The organism is Variovorax sp. F042, from assembly GCF_057814215.1.
In genome coordinates this window covers 208,235-224,716 of sequence record NZ_JBVASX010000007.1, presented here as the reverse complement: position 1 = coordinate 224,716, position 16,482 = coordinate 208,235, and the positions used below count along the sequence as shown (strand labels likewise).

The 16,482-nt window shown below is 67.3% G+C and carries 16 protein-coding genes; 5 read left to right on the top strand and 11 right to left on the bottom strand.

Features of this window, described 5'->3' with window-relative positions; all coding sequences use genetic code 11:
• Positions 1-42: 42 nt before the first annotated feature.
• Positions 43-1,380, bottom strand: a complete 1,338-nt coding sequence (locus ACZYSP_RS22420; RefSeq protein ID WP_489016613.1) for an NUDIX hydrolase — start codon at positions 1,378-1,380, stop codon at positions 43-45.
• 130 nt (positions 1,381-1,510) lie between these two features.
• On the opposite strand from ACZYSP_RS22420, the gene ACZYSP_RS22415 reads away from it, so the two are divergent.
• A complete protein-coding gene (locus ACZYSP_RS22415; RefSeq protein WP_354339473.1) occupies positions 1,511-2,728 on the top strand; it encodes an acyl-CoA dehydrogenase family protein in 1,218 nt (405 codons plus the stop codon).
• Between the two features lie 21 nt (positions 2,729-2,749).
• On the opposite strand, the gene ACZYSP_RS22410 is transcribed toward ACZYSP_RS22415, so the two are convergent.
• A complete protein-coding gene (locus ACZYSP_RS22410; protein WP_489016610.1) occupies positions 2,750-3,607 on the bottom strand; it encodes a PhzF family phenazine biosynthesis protein in 858 nt (285 codons plus the stop codon).
• A 2-nt stretch (positions 3,608-3,609) separates the two neighbouring features.
• The gene (locus tag ACZYSP_RS22405; protein ID WP_489016608.1) at positions 3,610-4,590 is read right to left on the bottom strand and encodes a Bug family tripartite tricarboxylate transporter substrate binding protein; all 981 of its coding nucleotides are present in this window, start codon (positions 4,588-4,590) and stop codon (positions 3,610-3,612) included.
• Positions 4,591-4,693: 103 nt separating this feature from the next.
• Here ACZYSP_RS22405 and ACZYSP_RS22400 point away from each other — a divergent pair, with 103 nt between their 5' ends.
• Positions 4,694-5,551: an AraC family transcriptional regulator gene (locus tag ACZYSP_RS22400; RefSeq protein ID WP_489016606.1), complete on the top strand. Its 858-nt coding sequence runs from the start codon at positions 4,694-4,696 to the stop codon at positions 5,549-5,551.
• Here the strand turns inward: ACZYSP_RS22400 and ACZYSP_RS22395 are convergent.
• The 3 genes from ACZYSP_RS22395 to ACZYSP_RS22385 are packed head-to-tail and all read right to left on the bottom strand — an operon-like array spanning position 5,524 to position 8,247.
• Positions 5,524-6,261: an SDR family NAD(P)-dependent oxidoreductase gene (locus ACZYSP_RS22395; RefSeq protein ID WP_489016604.1), complete on the bottom strand. Its 738-nt coding sequence runs from the start codon at positions 6,259-6,261 to the stop codon at positions 5,524-5,526. The genes ACZYSP_RS22400 and ACZYSP_RS22395 overlap by 28 nt on opposite strands.
• A 15-nt stretch (positions 6,262-6,276) precedes the next feature.
• Entirely contained in the window at positions 6,277-7,392 is a 1,116-nt protein-coding gene (locus tag ACZYSP_RS22390) for an enolase C-terminal domain-like protein (RefSeq protein WP_489016602.1), read from the bottom strand.
• A gap of 24 nt (positions 7,393-7,416) precedes the next feature.
• A complete protein-coding gene (locus tag ACZYSP_RS22385) occupies positions 7,417-8,247 on the bottom strand; it encodes a transporter substrate-binding domain-containing protein (protein ID WP_218149754.1) in 831 nt (276 codons plus the stop codon).
• 317 nt (positions 8,248-8,564) lie between these two features.
• Between ACZYSP_RS22385 and ACZYSP_RS22380 the strand changes: the two genes are divergently transcribed.
• The gene (locus ACZYSP_RS22380; RefSeq protein ID WP_426390136.1) at positions 8,565-8,936 is read left to right on the top strand and encodes a glutaredoxin domain-containing protein; all 372 of its coding nucleotides are present in this window, start codon (positions 8,565-8,567) and stop codon (positions 8,934-8,936) included.
• Positions 8,937-8,943: 7 nt separating this feature from the next.
• Here ACZYSP_RS22380 and ACZYSP_RS22375 read toward each other — a convergent pair whose 3' ends face one another.
• Together ACZYSP_RS22375 and ACZYSP_RS22370 are read right to left on the bottom strand one after the other, a co-directional pair.
• On the bottom strand, positions 8,944-9,633 hold the full coding sequence (locus tag ACZYSP_RS22375) for a response regulator (protein ID WP_093057410.1): 690 nt from the start codon (positions 9,631-9,633) through the stop codon (positions 8,944-8,946).
• Positions 9,630-11,240: an ATP-binding protein gene (locus ACZYSP_RS22370; RefSeq protein ID WP_489016598.1), complete on the bottom strand. Its 1,611-nt coding sequence runs from the start codon at positions 11,238-11,240 to the stop codon at positions 9,630-9,632. The genes ACZYSP_RS22375 and ACZYSP_RS22370 overlap by 4 nt, the downstream gene beginning before the upstream one ends.
• Positions 11,241-11,398: 158 nt before the next feature.
• Here ACZYSP_RS22370 and ACZYSP_RS22365 point away from each other — a divergent pair, with 158 nt between their 5' ends.
• Both ACZYSP_RS22365 and ACZYSP_RS22360 read left to right on the top strand, forming a co-directional pair.
• Positions 11,399-11,560: a hypothetical protein gene (locus tag ACZYSP_RS22365; protein WP_256216802.1), complete on the top strand. Its 162-nt coding sequence runs from the start codon at positions 11,399-11,401 to the stop codon at positions 11,558-11,560.
• A complete protein-coding gene (locus tag ACZYSP_RS22360) occupies positions 11,557-12,408 on the top strand; it encodes an intradiol ring-cleavage dioxygenase (RefSeq protein WP_489016596.1) in 852 nt (283 codons plus the stop codon). Before ACZYSP_RS22365 ends, ACZYSP_RS22360 begins: the two co-directional genes overlap by 4 nt.
• 35 nt (positions 12,409-12,443) lie before the next feature.
• On the opposite strand, the gene ACZYSP_RS22355 is transcribed toward ACZYSP_RS22360, so the two are convergent.
• From ACZYSP_RS22355 to ACZYSP_RS22345, 3 genes are all read right to left on the bottom strand, one after another.
• On the bottom strand, positions 12,444-13,130 hold the full coding sequence (locus ACZYSP_RS22355; protein ID WP_440532476.1) for a response regulator: 687 nt from the start codon (positions 13,128-13,130) through the stop codon (positions 12,444-12,446).
• A gap of 16 nt (positions 13,131-13,146) precedes the next feature.
• A complete protein-coding gene (gene bamA, locus ACZYSP_RS22350) occupies positions 13,147-15,561 on the bottom strand; it encodes an outer membrane protein assembly factor BamA (protein ID WP_489016593.1) in 2,415 nt (804 codons plus the stop codon).
• An 89-nt stretch (positions 15,562-15,650) separates the two neighbouring features.
• Entirely contained in the window at positions 15,651-16,319 is a 669-nt protein-coding gene (locus ACZYSP_RS22345) for a nuclease-related domain-containing protein (protein WP_354339465.1), read from the bottom strand.
• Positions 16,320-16,482 lie beyond the last annotated feature (163 nt).

Sequence of the window (16,482 nt, the reverse complement as noted above, 5' to 3'; positions counted from 1 at the left end):
GATCTTGCACGATGCATGCCACGGCCGTGTGGCGCCTTGTGGCTAGGGCGCAGGCCGGCTGCGCAGGAAGCCGTGGCGCGGGGCGATCCACCGGGCTCGGGCGTTGTCGGCTGCGGGGGCAACCCCTGTGAGCAGCATCTCGTCCTCGACTTGCAGGAACTGACGGGATTGCGCCCCGTCCGTACCCGGCAGCACGCGCAGCGTGGCGCCGCCCAGGTCGATCAGTTCGCCCGGCGCGGGCGACACAGCGGAGGCATCGGGCCAGATATCGCGCAGGCTGTCGAAGGCGCCCATGGCTTCTTCCGATAACGCCTGCGTAGACAGGATCCATCGCACGCGCCCGGGTGCCGCTGCAACGAGGGCCGCGATGTGCCCGGGGCTAGCGGGCAACGCATCGATCAACGCGCAATCGCCGCCCTCAGCTCCCACGAAGTAGCTGTGCGCCAGTTCGCCCGATGCTTCGCCCGTAACCCGCAGAACCCGCGCCGACAGCCGCGCCACCAGCCCGGCTTCGTGCGCATAGCGGCCACCGCCCTTGCCGTCCGGGTCGAGATGCGCCACTTCTTCGTATGCCGGCTCGTCCATGTTCACCGGCCGTCGTCCCGCGGGCCCGTCCGCCAGCCGGGGCATGACGCGCGGAATGTGCTGCAGGCCGCGCGCATGGTCCATGAGCTCGGCCGTGCTTGTGAACTGCGCGAGCTGCTCGAGGATGCGGCGCGTCACGTTCATCAGCTTGAGCTCGCGCACCGGGTCCACGGCCTCGGCGGGGCGCAGCCACATGTGCTCGACCGTCTCGCGGCCATCGGGCTGCACGCGCTGCGCCTCGGGCATCGGCGCGATGAAGAAGCGCGTGTCGAAGCGGCGCGGCATGCCTGGCGGCGTGAGCCAGTAAGCGAAATAAGCGAGCCGGTCGGCCGCGAGCCGCCAGCCGTGCCGCTCGCACAGCGAGAGCAGCGCATCGGTGCCTTGCTCCGCCGCGTGGCGCATGGCGGCGAGCTGGTCGGGCGGCAGGCTGTCCAGCGACACCAGCCGTTCGGTGCCGCCATCGGTAGCGAACAGCACGCCGGCTTCCTCGAAGCACTCTCGGATCGCGGCGGCGTAGTAGTCGAGCCCGCCATCAGGCACCGCGAGGCGTTCGCTCGCGGCCCTGTCGTCCATGCCGTCGCAGTGCACGTGCAGGCCGCGGTCGTGCGCATCGATCACGCCGCCCGGAAACACGCTGGCGCCGCTGTTCTGATCGTTGGCCTTCTCGGCCCGCCGCAGCATCAGCACTTCGAGGCCGTGGCTTGCGTCGCGCAGAACGATGAGGGTGGCCGCCGAGCGCACGGGGCGCGGCGGCGAAGCGGGTTGTGGCGTGGCATCCGGAGTGCTGGCTGTCATGCACGCATTGTCGCGCCGGTGGCTGCTGCGAAGGCGACAGCAGGGGCCCCGGCTGTCGCTCGGAAGACCGTCCGGAATGCGGTGTGCGACGTACCTTCAAGGCACATCGACTGTTGCTGAAGGACGCACCATGCATTTCGAATTCACACCCAGGGTGATCGCGCTGCGCGAGGAACTGCTCAAGTTCATGGACGAGTTCGTCTACCCGAACGAAAAGCGCCATGAAGAAGAACTGGCCGCCAACGCCCGCGCAGGCCGCCCCTACGCCGAGCTGCCGATGATGGCCGGCCTCAAGGCCAAGGCGCGCGAACGCGGGCTGTGGAACCTGTTCCTGCCGGAGTCGGAGCACGGCCCGGGCCTCAGCAATGTCGAATACGCCCCGCTGTGCGAGATCATGGGCCGGCGCTATTGGAGTTCCGAAATCTTCAACTGCTCTGCGCCCGACACCGGCAACATGGAAGTGCTGGCGCGCTACGGCACCAAGGCCCAGCAGGAGCGCTGGCTCACACCGCTGCTGGCCGGCGAGATCCGCTCGTCCTTCGCGATGACCGAGCCCGAGGTGGCGTCGAGCGACGCCACCAACATCCGCTGCAGCATCCGCCGCGAAGGCAATGAGTACGTCATCAACGGGCGTAAGTGGTACATCACCGGCGCGATGAACGAGCGCTGCGAAATCTTCGTGCTGATGGGCAAGACCGACCCCGACAACGCAGATCGCCACAAGCAGCAGTCGATGATCCTCGTGCCGAAGAACACGCCCGGCGTGACCATCGTGCGCGACATGGCACTGCTCGGCGTCTACGACCCGCCGTTCGGCCACCCCGAGATCGTGTTCGACAACGTGCGCGTGCCGGTCGAGAACATCCTGCTCGGCGAAGGCCGCGGCTTCGAGATTGCACAGGGCCGCCTCGGGCCGGGGCGCATCCATCACTGCATGCGTGCCATCGGCATGGCCGAGGCCGCGCTGGAAATGATGTGCCAGCGCCTCGTGTCACGCGTCGCGTTCCACAAGCCGCTGTCGGAGCAGGGCGTGTGGCGCGAGCGCATTGCCGAGTCGCGCATGCTCATCGAGCAGTCGCGCTGGATGGTGCTCAACGCGGCCTACCGCATGGACACCGTGGGCAACAAAGTCGCCGCAAAGGAGATCGCGATGATCAAGGTGCTCACGCCCAACAACTGCGTGAAGGTGATCGACTGGGCGATGCAGGCCTTCGGCGCCATGGGCCTGAGCCAGGACACGCTGCTCACACATTTCTACGCCTACGAGCGCCACCTGCGCGTGGCCGACGGTCCCGACGAGGTGCACCGCAACGCGATTGCCAAGCAGGAGCTGGCGGCGTACCAGTAAGGCAGGACCAGCCGTGCTGCTTCAGGGGCGGTCCGCTGCGGCGTCGCCGCCCACCCAGCAGCCTTCCTGCGCCATCGCCTCCGAAGGCAGTCCGACGTGGATGGCAGAGGGCGACCCCATGGCCTCGCCCTGGCGCACCGTCACCGACAGCGCGCCGCGGCCGACCAGGTCCAGATGGCGCAGGCCCCACGCGAGCGCGGCTGCGGCGATGCCCGTAGCCGCATCTTCCGGATAGCCCGAGGATTTCGGAAACTGCCGCGCGCTGACCGTGTCGGCTGCGTCTGGTGACATCGCGTAGGGATACAGCCCCGTCGACCCGAGCCGCTCGCACAGCGATTCGACGCGCGAGAAATCCACGTGCAAGCCGTGCAGCTGCGCCGTGTCCGCCAGCCGCACCAGTGTCTTCACGCGGCTGGTGGCGGCATTGAGCACCGGCCCCGCGATCTGCGATGCGTCGATGCCCAGGCATTGCGCGATCTCTTCGACCAGTGCTTGCTTCGTCACCTCCTGCACCACCGCGCGCGGCTGGCTGATCTGCACCGTGCCATCGACACGCCGTCCCGTCACGGTGCCGCTCAGGGTCTCGATGGCGACCGGTGCGCCGTTCCATTCATCGCGCTGGTGCAAGAGCCACAGCGCGCCGACCGTGGCGTGGCCGCACATTTCCATTTCGTGGTTCGGTACGAAGTAGCGCATGCGCAGGGCATGAGCGGGCGTCGCGGGCTTCAGCACGAAAACCGATTCATGCCCGCTGCGCCGCGTGTATTCCTGCATCTGCGCGCTGGAGAGGTCGTCGGCATCGAGCCAGACCGGCGCGGGGTTGCCGCCGACCTTCGGGTCGGGCCCCACGAAGACGCGGATGTTGTGAACGCTGGCCATCGTCAATCGGCCCTCGCGTTCACCGAGCGCGCGATGCCGCCCCAGAGCTTGATGTCGCCGCGGATCTGCGCCTGGAACGCGTCGGGCTGCACGTTCCACGGCGTCACGCCCTTGGCGAGCATGTCGGCGCGCAGGGCCGGGTCGTTCATTGCTGTGTCGAGTGCGGCGCGCAGGCGCTGCATCACCGGCTGCGGCGTGGCTGCCGGAGCCATCAGGCCGTACCAGAGCTGAGGCTTGAAGTCCTTGATGCCGGCCTGCTCGAAAGTGGGCACGCCGTCGAAGCCGGCCGAGGGCTCGCTGATCGCCAGCGCCCGCATGCGGCTGCCGCGCACCTGCGCCAGCAGCGCGGGCGGGTTGTCGAACAGCGCCTGGATCTGCCCTGCCATCAGGTCGGCCTGCGCGGGCGCTGCGCCGCGGTAGGGCACGTGCGTCATCTCGATGCCGGTGCGCTGCTTGAAAAGTTCACCTGTCAGATGGCTCAGGCTGCCGTTGCCGATGCTTCCGTAGTTGAGCGCCTGGGGATGCGCCTTGGCGTAATCGATGAAGCCCTTCAGGTCGCGCGCCGCCAGCGAAGGCGTCACCACCAGCACGAAGGGCGTGGTGCCGATGGTGCCGACCGGCACCAGGTCCTTGATCGGGTCGTAGGGCAGCTTGGGGTACACCGCGTCGGCCGATGCGATGGTCGACGTAGTGGCGGCCACCAGCGTGTAGCCGTCGGGATTCGCCTTTGCGCCGAAGCCCGTGCCCACGGTGCCGCCCGCGCCGGAGCGGTTGTCGATGATCACCGACACGCCGAGCGCGGCCTGCAGCCGCTGCTGCACCGAGCGGAAGATCACGTCCGTGCCGCCGCCGGCGGGGAAGGGTACGATGATCGTGACCGGCTTGCCCGGATAGTCTGGGGCTGCCCAGGAGGCTGCAGGGCCGTACAGAAGCCCGGCGGCTGCCAGACCGAGGAGCGCGCGGCGCAGAGGTTTTGAGGTCATGCTTCTTGCTTGCGGGAGTGGTGTTTCCCGATTCTGTTGAGCGTGCACAAATGCGCGCGACCGATTGCGACATGCACGAATCCAAATGCGACAAGGAGTGGCCATGCACCTGAACAACGCGCCCTCGACGCCTCGCCAGTCGCTGTTCGTCGAGCGGCTGTCGCACCACGCCACCATGGTCGCGAACACCCGCGACCGCTATGCCACCGACACCCACGTGCACGATTGCGACATGCTGTTCGTGCCCCTCGCGGGACGCTTCAGCGTCGGCGATGCGCAGGGCGAGGCGCAGCGCCTCGGTCCCGGACACTTCGTGTGGTTTGCGGCGGGGAGCGCGCATTCGACGACCACGCTCACCGCAGGGCAGACGCACATCGCGGTCTATGTCGATCCCGCGCTGTGGGCGACCGCGTTGCAGGCGCAGGGTGTCTCGGGGCCGCCGCAGGGCATGCGCGCGGGCAGCACCGCGCTGCGCGCGCTGTCGCAGCGGATGTTCGAATCCGCGAAGACCGGCACCGGTGAAAACTACGCGCTGTGCGGCGCGCTCGTCATGGAGGCGGCGCGGCTCAGCGGCAACCCGCTGTCTGGTGGCGATCCGTCATCGGCCCTGCTGGTGGCCGAACTGCTGGCCGAAGCCATCGAAAGCGACCTGGCAGAGCCATTGGCGCTGGAAGCCTTTGCCCAGCAGCATCGCCTCTCGCGCCGCCAGGTGGAGCGCATCTTCCGCGCGAAGTACGGCGTGTCGCCACTGGCCTACCTGCAGCGCCGGCGCCTGGAGCGCGCGGCCTACTTATTGGCGCACACGCGGGAGTCGGTGCTGTCCATCGCCCTGCAGGTGGGGTGGGAGTCGGGCTCGTACCTGTCGCGGATGCTGGAGAAGACCTGGGCGAAGACCGCGACGCAGATCCGCGCCTCGGGACCCGGCTCTAGCCTTTACAGCGTCATTCCCCCGTCCACATGAATCACCTGCCCTGTGATGAAGGCTGCCGCCGGACTCAGCAGGAAGGCAATCGGGGCCGCGATGTCGTCGGGGGTTGCGAGCCTGCCCATGGGCACCTGCGTCAGGGCCGCCTTCCATTGCTGCTCGTTGAGCGCGCCTGCCTTCGCACTGTCTTTCCGGACATAGCCCGGCGCCACTGCATTGACGGTCACGCCGCGCGGCGCCATTTCGGCGGCCGCGGCTTTCACCAGAGCTTCCACGCCGGCTTTGGCAGCCGCCGTCGCGGGAAATGTAGAGCTGCCCAGCCGGAAGCGGTGCGCGACGAATGAACTCACCGCAACGAAGCGGCCCTGCCCGCTCGCCTCCAGCAGAGGCAGGCTTCTGCGCAGGAGATGTGCCAGCGAAACGACCATGACGTGCAGAGAACGCTCGACGCTGTCGTCGTCCAGTTCCGCGAGCGAGCGCCGGTCGGCAAAGCCGGCGTTGGCCACCACGCCGCGCAGGCCGCCCTGGGCTTGCGCGGCATCCAGCAGGGTGTCGATCGTCTCCGGCGTGCCTACATCCCCAACCACGACGGTGCTTCGCACCGCGCCGCATTGCTGCGCCACCGCTTCGGCCGCCGCGCGGTTGCTGCCTGTGTGGATCACAAGGTCGATGCCTTGCGCTGAAAGGAGCCGGCAGGTTGCGGCGCCAATACCCGAGCCCGCGCCGGTCACGATGACGGTGTTCATGCCACGGCCGGCGCTTCAGGCCGAGAACGCGATGCGTTGCTTCTCGACGATCTTCCAGTCGATGTCGACACCGATGCCCGGGCCGCTCGGCACATGCACGTGCCCCGCTTCCGCTGGCGTCATGCGGACCAGGATGTCTTCCTGGAAAACATACTTCGGCATGTAGAACTCGCAGCCCAGAGAGACGTTGGCACTTGCCGCAATGAAGTGCGACGCCGCTGCCAGTGCAACGCCTCCCTCCCACAGCGTACCGCCATAGCAGGGGAGACCCGCCGCCTCGGCGATTGCGTTCACCTTCATGGCCTTGCCGATGCCGCCGGCCTTCATGAGCTTGATGCTGATGATGTCGGCGGCGCGCTCCTGCACCGTGCGCAAGGCCTCGGCCGGGGAGAACACGCTTTCGTCGGCCATGATGGGTGTGTCGAGTGCCGCTGCAATCTGCGCCATGGCCGCGATGGCATCGCGCGGCACCGGTTGTTCGATGAAGGTGGGCTTGAACTGCTCGACGTCACGCAACTGCTGCAGCGCGTTGTAGGGCTGCAGGCCCTGGTTGTAGTCGATGCGCAAATCGAACTCGAAGCCCAGGTGCTCCCTCAGCAGCGAGAGCCGGCGCATGTCTTCCGCATGCGAGGCAAAGCCCGTCTTCACCTTGAAGATGCGATGCCCGGCGCCGAGCATCTGCTTGGCGAGCTCGATGTCGGCGTCGATGTCGGGATTGGCGATGGAGAAAGAAAAGGGAATCCTGTCGCGCACCTTGCCGCCGATCAGCGAATACAGCGGCAGGTTGGCCGCCTTGCCGCACAGGTCGAACAGGGCCATCTCCACCGCGGCCTTGGCTTCGGGGCTGCCGACCAGCGCCCGGTCGCAATCGGCCATGCGCTGCGGAATGTCGCGCGGGTCTGTGCCCAGGAGCACGGGGCGCAGGTATTGCGCAATGCCATGGAACAGGTTCTCGTTGGTGCCCGAGAACACCTCCCAAGCCTGCCCCTCGCCGATGCCATCGATGCCCTGGTCGGTTCGCACGCGGACCACCACGCGCTTGATGGAGGCCTGGATGCTCCCCACGCCCTGCGACCGCTTCATCTTGATGGGCGATTCGAGCAGATGAACTTCGATGTTCTGGATCTTCATGATGATGGTGCCCGGGAGTGATCGTCAGACCTTGATTTGCGGCGGGATCTTGTCTTCGCTGACGCCCCCGACGGACTTGAGGTTCGAGATGAAGGTCTTGCGGATGTTTCCGCTTGCGCGTTCGCTGGCGAGCCATCCGTTGACGTGCTTGAGCCAGCGCGTGTCGGCTTCCTTGCGAACGCCGCCATTGGAGGTTGCGACTTCTTCGGGCGTCAGGATGACCACCTGGCCCACCGCGGGATTCTTGCTGGCCAGGCTCAGGGCCAGCGGCAGGACGAGGATCTGCGCGTCGGCGCGCCCGACCTGCAGCGCAAGCGTTGCATCGACGGCGCTGTCCAGCCGGGTGATCTCCGCGTTCTTGAGCAGGCGCGTGGCGAGCGTGTCGTGCGAAGAGCCCTTGTCGACCACGACGCGGATCGTGGGCTGGTCGAGCTCTGCCCAGGTCTTGGGCGCATAGCCCTTCTTGCAGACCGCGGCAAAGGCGATGTTCAAAACCGGGTCAGTGAAGTCGATCACCTGCAGGCGCGCGGGCGTCGGGTTCAGGCCGAAGAAGATGTCGATCTTTTGCGATTGCAACTCGAGCACGGAATTGCCCCAGCTGGTGGGCGTGATGTCGAGCTTTGCGTCCAGGCTCTTGGCCAGGCCGCGATAGAAATCGGCCATGCAGCCGAGCCACTCCCCGCTCACCATGTCCTTCTTGTAATAGGGCAGTCCGCCATCGACCGCGCCGACGCGCATGACCTTGGTGCGCGTTACGCGCTCCCATGTCGATTCGCTCGCCTGCGCCAACGCGGTCGCCCACGGAGCGGCACCCGCCGCCAACATTGAACCAGCAACAAAATCGCGACGCTTCATGATGAATACTCCGTTTTCAGGGCTCGGGGGGAAGGAAAAAACAAGGCATCGGCTTCGACTTGAAGCGATGACAGTCTTCGGTGGATGTGATCGTAGGTACGACAGGAGACCGAAGGTAGAGACCAGATCGTCGAAAGAACACTCGATCTCGTCGTTTCGACGACGGCGGATGCCGATATGCGATCCCTGGGGATGAGCAAGTCACAGGGGCGTCGAGCAAGAAGCTTGCCATTGCAACGATGGATTACTGGCTGGCTGGCAGTCAGGAAGCGCCGCCCCCGGGCCCTTACATTCACACGAACCACTGAAAGCTCCCCATGCCCCGCCCCGTTCTCGAAGAAGCCCGCATCCACCCCGCCATCCGCGCAAGGCTGGCCGACAGCCGCCAGACTTTCGTGCGCGAAGTCATGGCGGCAGTTGCCGAGCACGACGTGGTCGTGGTCGGCATGGGCATCAATCCGTTCCCGAAGAAAGCGCGCCAGGCCCTCGACCGGATCGGGCAGCCGTACAAGTACCTCGGGTACGGCAGCTACCTGAGCCGATGGCGCGACCGCAACGCGCTCAAGATGTGGACCGGGTGGCCGACCTTTCCGATGGTGTTCGTCAAGGGCATGCTGGTCGGCGGCGCCACGGATCTGCAGAAGCTCATCGACAGCGGCGAGCTCAAGACTCTTCTCGCCAGCCGATAGCCACCGGCTAGCCCGGTACTTCCCACGCAAAGCCGACGCCGTACACCGACCGTATCCAGTCGTGCTCGGGCGTGACCGAGCCGAGCTTGCGGCGCAGGTTCTTCACGTGGCTGTCGATGGCGCGTTCGGTCACGTCCACCGTGTCGTCGTAGGCCAGTTCGAGCAGGCGGGAGCGCGAGAAGATGCGCCCCGGGTGCCGCGACAGCACCTGCAGCAGCCCGAACTCGCGCCGTGTGAGGTTCAGCGGCGTGCCTTCGAGCGAGGCGCGCCAGTGCACGTCGTCGAGCACCAGCCCCGGCGCGTCGCTCTGCGAGGCCGAGCCCTGCGCCAGCCCCGGTGCGGTGCGACGCAGCACGGCGCGCACGCGCGCCACCAGCTCGCGCGGCGAGAAAGGCTTGCACACGTAGTCGTCGGCGCCCAGCTCCAGGCCCAGCAGCCGGTCGACTTCCTCGATGCGCGCGGTCAGCATGATGATCGGGTGCGCCGTGTGCTCGCGCGCGCGGCGCAGCACCTCGATGCCATCGAGCCGCGGCAGCATGATGTCGAGCAGTGTGAGGTCGGGTGGTGCGGCGACGATGCTTTCCAGCGCGCTTTGCCCGTCGGTGAAGTGCTCGGTTTCGTAGCCCGCGTGGCGCAGGTAGTCCTGCACCACCGAGGCGATGTCGGTTTCGTCTTCGACGATGACGATGCGTGTCATGAGGATGTCCCCAGTGGAAGGGTGATGGTCACGCGCAGCCCGCCCAGGGGCGAGGCTGACGCATCGATGGTGCCGCCGTGCGTCTCGATGGTCGCGCGGCAGATCGAAAGGCCGAGCCCGGAGCCACCGTGTTCGCGGCTGCGCGAGGCTTCGCCGCGGAACAGGCGGTCGAACAGGCGCGGCAGCTCGGCCTCGGGCACGCCCGGCGCGCTGTCGTCGAACAGCAGGGTGAGGCAGTTGCCGGTCCATGCGCCCTCGACCGTGACGTCGATGCGCAGTTGGCCACCCTGGTCGGTGTAGGCCAGCGTGTTCTCCAGCAGGTTCATGAAGACCTGGTGCAGCCGGTGCGCGTCGCCGTCGATGGTCGGCTGCGCGGCGGCGCCGATGAGGTCGATGGCGCGCCGGTCCACCGTGATGCCACGCGCGGCGAAGCGGTCGCGCGTGTGGTCGAGCGCTTCTTTCAGCAGCGACAGCGGAAACACCGTGGCCGTGAGCAGGTCGCTCTGCGGCTCGCGCATGCTGCTGCGCAGGTCGTCGACCAGCTGGCCGAGCCGTATCACCTGCCGGTGCAGCCGCAGCGCGGTGCGTTCGTCGAAAGTGCGTACGCCGTCCTGCAGCGCCTCGATTTCTGCGCGCATGGCGGCCAGTGGCGTGCGCAGCTCGTGCGCCGCATCGGCCAGCCAGGCGCGGCGCGAGGCCTCGACCGTGTCCAGGCGCTGTGCCATGTCGTTGAAGGTGCGCCCGAGCAGCGCAAGCTCGTCCGAGCCCTGCACCGCGACGCGGGTGGAGAGCCGGCCGCGCGCCAGGTCTTGCGCGGCCTGCGTGAGTTCGTCGATGGGCTTGAACCAGCGGCGTGCCAGCAGCCACGACAGCACCAGTGCGAAGCCTAGGCCGCACAGGCCCGTGAGCACGATCACGCCCGACTGCCGCGCCACGAAGGCGCGGTCGGCCTCGCTTTCGAGGCCCTGCAGCGGCGTGAGCGCCAGATAGCCGACGACCGTGCGGTCGCGCCGGATCGGCGTGCGCGCGGCGTTCGCCAGGTCGACGTCGGCGCCCACCACGCGCGCGCCGTGCGCGTCGAGCACGGCCAGCCGCTGGAAGATGGAGTCGGGCGATTCCCGTGGATCGCGAAAGAACCACGGCGGCGGCATGGTCGGCAGCCGGCGCGGCATCAGGTCGAGCTGTGGCGACGACAGCGTCGTCTCCGACGGCGGCGGGCTGCCGTCGGCACCGTTGTCGTGCTGTGGAGGGGCGGAAGGATTGCCGCCGCGCATGGCGCGGTAGTCGTACCAGGGCGGCAGCCGCCGCTCGTCGCCGGCGTTGCTGCCGTTGCTGGTGCTGTCGAGCAGGGCAGCCATCCGGCCCATCTGCAGGCGGCGCCAGGCGTCGTCGTTGTCGCGCAGGCTCTTCCAGTCGCCGTTGGCGACGTAGTGCTTCAGCAGAAGATCGGTGAGCCAGTCCATGCGCCGGATCTCGATCTCGGCCACGTAGGAGCCCAGGCCGCGTTGCAGCGCGATGATCGACAGGCCCGCGAAGCTGATCAACAGCACGATCAACAGGGCGGCCAGCGCCAGGAAGATCTTCCTGGAAAGTGTCAGGTGAGGCATGGACTGGGGGGAGGCATGGCCGCATTCTGCGGCATGCATGGCGGGCAGGCGAAGGGGTACTTCATGGGCAAGCGGCCGATCATTGCGGCCGAATGTGGAGGAAATTGGGAGGAAATTTCTCCACCATTTCTCCTGAATCGGCCCGCACGATGCAGGCCATGAACCCTCCTCACATGGGCCTGCCGCTGCAGCTGGCGATCACGGTTTTTTTCTGGCTGATCGCCCAGGCGTGGACGCTGTTCGTCTTCTGGGCGGAGGGATGCGCCACGCGGCCCGCCGCGTCCGGCACCGGACCGATCGACAAGGAAAAGACGCCATGACACCCCCCGATTCGCTGCTCCCCGGGCGCCGCGGACTGCTGGCCGCCTTCGGCGCTGCGGGCCTGTCGGCATCGGCACGCCTGGCACTGGCCGCGCCGCGCCGCCTGCCGCTGACTGCGCAGGCCACCGAAGGGCCGTACTACCTCGACCTCGCACTGGAGCGCCGCGACATCACCGAAGGGCTCGACGGCGTGCCGCTGGACGTGCGCTTCACTGTGTGCGACGCGGCCGGCCGGCCGGTGCCCAGGCTGCGCGTGGACCTGTGGCACTGCGACGCGCAGGGGCGCTACTCGGGCTTCGGCGAGCAGGGCGACGACCGCGCCCAGTCGTTCGAAGGCAAGACCTTCCTGCGCGGCCGCCAGCACACCGACAGCGAGGGCGCCGTGTCCTTCGGCACCTTGTACCCGGGCTGGTATGCGGGGCGCACCACGCACATCCATTTCAAGGTGATCAAGGGCGCGCACGCCGTGCTCACCTCGCAGTTCTTCCTGCCCGATGCGCTGAGCGAGTTTCTCTACACGCAGATGCCGCTCTATCAGCGCGCGCGGCTGCGCGACACGCTCAACAGCGTGGACGGCATCGCATTGAAGGCCGGCGCAACGGTGCTCGGCGCGGTGCGCGAGGAGCGGCAGCGCTACGTTGCCACGCTCGCGCTGGTGGTGGACCCGGCGGCGAACCCGGTGACTGACCGGCCGCCGCGGCCGGGTGCTGGCTTTGGGGGTGCTGGTGGCCCGCCGCCCGGCGGGATGCCGCCCCCCGGTGGCGGTGGCATGCGGCCGGTGCGGCCCCGCGCGCTGGAAGGCACGGCGCGCGCCCGCGCGTTGGTGCCGCCGCGCGCCGAAGGCTGACTCTCGCAAGCCACGCTTGCAGCGGGCGTGCGGGCTCAGGTCGGCCGCTCCGCGAAGCTGAAGCCCACACCGTAGACCGAGCGGATCCAGTCGTGCGAAGGCACGGCGGCCGCGAGCTTCTTGCGCAGGTTCTTGATGTGCCCGTCGACCGCGCGCTCGTTGACGTCGAACGCCTCCGGAAACGCGGCTTCGAGCAGCTTGGAGCGTGTGAACACCCGGCCGGGGTCGCGCGACAGCGCCCGCAACAACAGCAGCTCGCGGCGCGTCAGCCTCAGTGCGCGCCCCTCCAGGCAGGCATTGCCTCGCGGATCGTCGAAGCGCACCGCTGTCGAGGGCCGGGCGGCCGTATCGCGCCACTGCGCATGCCGGCGCAGCACCGTGTGGATGCGCGCCACCACCTCGCGCGGCGAAAAGGGCTTGCAGACATAGTCGTCGGCGCCCAGGTCGAGCGCCAGCAGCCGGTCGGCTTCCTGCGCGCGCGCCGTCAGCATGATGATCGGGTGGTTGCCGTACGAGCGCACCGTCTCCAGCACCTGGATGCCGTCGATGCGCGGCAGCACGATGTCGAGCAGGGTGAGCGCTGGCGGCATGCTCAGGATGCGCTCCAGCGCTGCCGAGCCGTCTTCGACCTGCTCGACCTCGTGGCCTGCGCCTTGCAGGTGGCCGAGCAGCAGCGGGGCGCTGCTGTCGCGTCCGTCTTCCACCAGCAGGATGCGAGCCATGGCCAGGGTACTCCGCTCAGAAGGAGGTTCCGATCTGGAACTGGAAGCGCTGCGTGCGGTCGGCCGAGATGCCGTTGGCCGTGTCTTCCTTCTGGTAGATCAGCGGCACCGCGTAGGCCAGCCGCAGCGGGCCGAGCGGCGAGATCCAGCTGATGCCGATGCCGGCAGATGCGCGAATGCGGTTCTGCGCCTTCCATTGCGCGTCCGTCATGCTGGCGGTGCGGTCGGCGAACACGTTGCCCGCGTCAAAGAAGGTGTACAGGCGCAGCGTCTTGTCGTTGCCTGCGCCGGGGAAGGGCGTGCTGAACTCCATGTTGAAGATCGCCTTGCGCGTGCCGCCGAGCGCACCGGCCGTGACCGAGTCGAGCGGGCCGAGCGAGTTCTGCTCGAAGCCGCGGATCGAGCCCAGGCCGCCGGCGTAGAAGTTCTTGAAGATCGGGTAGGTGCTGTCTCCCAGCGCCCGCGCATAGCCGAGCTGGCCGTTGATGGCCAGCGTGTACTGCTTGGACAGCGGGAAGTACTGCTGGTACTGGTAGTTGGTCTTCAGGTAGCGCAGTTCGCTGCCCACGCCGATTTCGAGGTTGGCGCTCTGCAGCCGGCCGCGCGTGGGCACCAGTGCGCTGTCGCGGTCGTCGCGCGACCAGCCCAGCGTGGCCGGGATGCCCACCACGCTCGACTTGGCGCAGGTCACGCTCGGCGCGGTGCCCGTGCACTTGAAATAGTCGAGGTAGGCCTGCGGCGTGGCTGTGTACACGTACGAGCCGTCGACCAGCGTGTAGGTGCCGTTGGTGCCGGGCGTGAACGACCAGCGCTCCAGGCCGATGCCGAGAAACACCGTGTCCTGCTCGCCCACCGGAAAGCCGAAGCGGATGGAGCCGCCTTCGCTCGCGAGCTTGTAGTTGCCGTCGGCCTCGTAGTACGGCCGCGTGGTGGTGTGAAACACGTTGATCGTGCGCGAGATGCCGTCCTTGGTGAAGTACGGGTCGGTCGCCGTGACCGAGATGGTGCGGTTGTACGAACTCGTGTTCACGTTCAGCCCCAGGTAGTTGCCGCTGCCGAACACGTTCTCCTGCGTGATGCCGAAGCTCAGCGAGACCTTGTCGGTGGACGAGTAGCCCGCGCCCAGCTGCAGCGAGCCGGTCGGCTTCTCGGCCACGTTCACCACCAGGTCGACCTGGTCGGGCGAGCCGGGCACGTCGACGGTGTCGACGTTCACTTCGGTGAAGAAGCCCAGGCGGTCGACCCGGTCGCGCGAGGCGCGAATCTTGTTGCCGTCGTACCAGGCGCCTTCGTACTGGCGGAACTCGCGGCGGATCACCTCGTCGCGCGTACGCGCATTGCCGCCGATGTTGATGCGCCGCACGTACGCACGGCGCGAGGACTCGGCCTTCAGCACCAGCGTGACGCGATTGTTCTCGCGGTCGATCTCGGGCTCGGCCTTCACGCGTGCGAAGGCATAGCCGAAGGTGCCGAAGTAGTCGGTGAAGGCCTTGGTGGTGGCGGCCACGTCTTCGCCGTTGTAGGGCGCGCCGGGGCGGATGGTCACCAGCGTCTTGAACTCGTCCTCGTGGCCCACGTAGTCGCCCGCGAGCTTCACGCCGGCCACCACGAACTTCTGGCCTTCGATGATGTTGATGGTGAGGGTCAGCGCCTGCCGGTCCGGCGAGATGGCGACCTGCGTCGACTCGATGCGGAACTCCAGGTAGCCGCGCGTGATGTAGTAGGAGCGCAGCGTCTCCAGGTCGCCGTTGAACTTGGTGCGCGAGTACTGGTTGGACTTGGTGTACCAGTCGAGCCAGCCGCCGGTGTCCTGGTCGAACAGGTCGAGCAGTGTGCTTTCGCTGAAGGCCTTGTTGCCGACCACGTGCACTTCCTTGATGCGCGCGGACTCGCCTTCGGTCACGGTGAAGGTCAGGTTCACGCGGTTGTTCTCCAGCGGCGTGACGGTGGTGATGACCTGCGCGTTGTAAAGACTGCGGCTGATGTACTGCCGCTTGAGCTCCTGCTCGGCTCGGTCGGCCAGTGCCTTGTCGTAGGCCTGCCCTTCTGCGATGCCCACCTCGCGCAGCGCCTTCTGCAGCGCGGCCTTGTCGAACTCCTTGGTGCCCACGAAGTCGACGTCGGCGATGGAGGGGCGCTCTTCCACCACCACCACCAGCACGTTGCCGTTCACGTCGATGCGCACGTCCTTGAAGAGGCCGAGCTTGAACAGCTCGCGGATGGCGGCGCTGCCGCGCTCGTCGCTGTAGGTGTCGCCGGCGCGAAGGCCCATGGTGGCGAAGACGGTGCCGGGCTCGACGCGCTGGAGGCCCTCCAGCTTGATGTCCCTGACGGTGAACGGTTCGACGGCCCAGGCGGGAAGAGCGACGAGAGGGGCGACGAGAGAGGCAAGCAGCGCGCTGGCCGCTGCGAGGGACTTGGGAAAGTGCATCGACGGATGGTCTTTGCCAATGTCGGAGAAATTTAGGACTTTTCTCCGGCTGCCCCGGGCCGCTCGGGGTCTTTACCTTGGTCTTTACATTACTGCAACCCCATGGCGTTTGAGACCGGCCATGCTGGCGCCGCCTGTTCGCCCGCGACGAACCCGGCTCTTTCGCGGCAGTTCTGCAGATGCTCTTCGAGCGACAGGGACCCCTGTATCTGCAGCAGGCGCTCCACCGTGCGGTCGACGGCCTCTTCGTCGAGCAGCCGGTAGGTGCGCGCGGTACGGCCGTTGTTGCGCACCAGGCGCGCGATGTAGGGCAGGTCCTGCTGGGTGATGACGGCCGCCGGCATCACGCCTTCGAGCTCGATGCCTTCGCACGGCAGCAGCACGAAGTACTGCAGCCGCAGGTCGTCGGGCAGCAGGCTGCGCAGCTGGGTGGTCTTGCGTCCGCCCTGCCATGCCGGGTCTTTCACCTCGCGCGCGCTCTTGCCGCCGTTCAGGCGCAGGAACCAACGCGGCGGGGACTGGTCCGACTTCTTGCGATAGACAAAGGCGTTGCGCCAGGCCTTGATCTCGAACAGGTAGAGGCCGGTTTCGCACACCACCACGGCGTCGATGCGCGCGGTGCGCACCGCATGCCCCTCGGGCATCGGAATGATGAGGTTGCGAAGAATGCGCAGGTAGGAAAAGGCGGGGCTGAATGCGCTGGTCAGCTGCTGCACACCCAGCGAGGTGGCGACGGTGCTTGGCATGGCAATGGTCATGGATGACTCCTTCGGTCGCCGAGCATTGCGCTGCTTTTGGGAGACTTCTTGTGTGAGGTGTTTCCTCCGGTTGTGCGGGGCTTCTCCCGGCGCAGTGCACGCAAACAACAGTTCACGCAAAGCAGAGGCATTCACAAGATTCCTCCGAATTTGAACGAGACGA

What these genes read in the sequence shown, in the direction of transcription:
- ACZYSP_RS22405 (WP_489016608.1), bottom strand. Translation starts at nt 4,590, where the DNA reads ATGACCTCAAAACCTCTGCGCCGCGCGCTCCTCGGTCTGGCAGCCGCC.
- ACZYSP_RS22385 (WP_218149754.1), bottom strand. Translation starts at nt 8,247, where the DNA reads ATGAAGCGTCGCGATTTTGTTGCTGGTTCAATGTTGGCGGCGGGTGCC.
- ACZYSP_RS22355 (WP_440532476.1), bottom strand. Translation starts at nt 13,130, where the DNA reads ATGGCTCGCATCCTGCTGGTGGAAGACGGACGCGACAGCAGCGCCCCG.
- ACZYSP_RS22390 (WP_489016602.1), bottom strand. Translation starts at nt 7,392, where the DNA reads ATGAAGATCCAGAACATCGAAGTTCATCTGCTCGAATCGCCCATCAAG.
- ACZYSP_RS22360 (WP_489016596.1), top strand. Translation starts at nt 11,557, where the DNA reads ATGACACCCCCCGATTCGCTGCTCCCCGGGCGCCGCGGACTGCTGGCC.
- ACZYSP_RS22380 (WP_426390136.1), top strand. Translation starts at nt 8,565, where the DNA reads ATGCCCCGCCCCGTTCTCGAAGAAGCCCGCATCCACCCCGCCATCCGC.
- ACZYSP_RS22365 (WP_256216802.1), top strand. Translation starts at nt 11,399, where the DNA reads ATGAACCCTCCTCACATGGGCCTGCCGCTGCAGCTGGCGATCACGGTT.
- ACZYSP_RS22410 (WP_489016610.1), bottom strand. Translation starts at nt 3,607, where the DNA reads ATGGCCAGCGTTCACAACATCCGCGTCTTCGTGGGGCCCGACCCGAAG.
- bamA (WP_489016593.1), bottom strand. Translation starts at nt 15,561, where the DNA reads ATGCACTTTCCCAAGTCCCTCGCAGCGGCCAGCGCGCTGCTTGCCTCT.
- ACZYSP_RS22370 (WP_489016598.1), bottom strand. Translation starts at nt 11,240, where the DNA reads ATGCCTCACCTGACACTTTCCAGGAAGATCTTCCTGGCGCTGGCCGCC.
- ACZYSP_RS22395 (WP_489016604.1), bottom strand. Translation starts at nt 6,261, where the DNA reads ATGAACACCGTCATCGTGACCGGCGCGGGCTCGGGTATTGGCGCCGCA.
- ACZYSP_RS22415 (WP_354339473.1), top strand. Translation starts at nt 1,511, where the DNA reads ATGCATTTCGAATTCACACCCAGGGTGATCGCGCTGCGCGAGGAACTG.
- ACZYSP_RS22375 (WP_093057410.1), bottom strand. Translation starts at nt 9,633, where the DNA reads ATGACACGCATCGTCATCGTCGAAGACGAAACCGACATCGCCTCGGTG.
- ACZYSP_RS22345 (WP_354339465.1), bottom strand. Translation starts at nt 16,319, where the DNA reads ATGACCATTGCCATGCCAAGCACCGTCGCCACCTCGCTGGGTGTGCAG.
- ACZYSP_RS22420 (WP_489016613.1), bottom strand. Translation starts at nt 1,380, where the DNA reads ATGACAGCCAGCACTCCGGATGCCACGCCACAACCCGCTTCGCCGCCG.
- ACZYSP_RS22400 (WP_489016606.1), top strand. Translation starts at nt 4,694, where the DNA reads ATGCACCTGAACAACGCGCCCTCGACGCCTCGCCAGTCGCTGTTCGTC.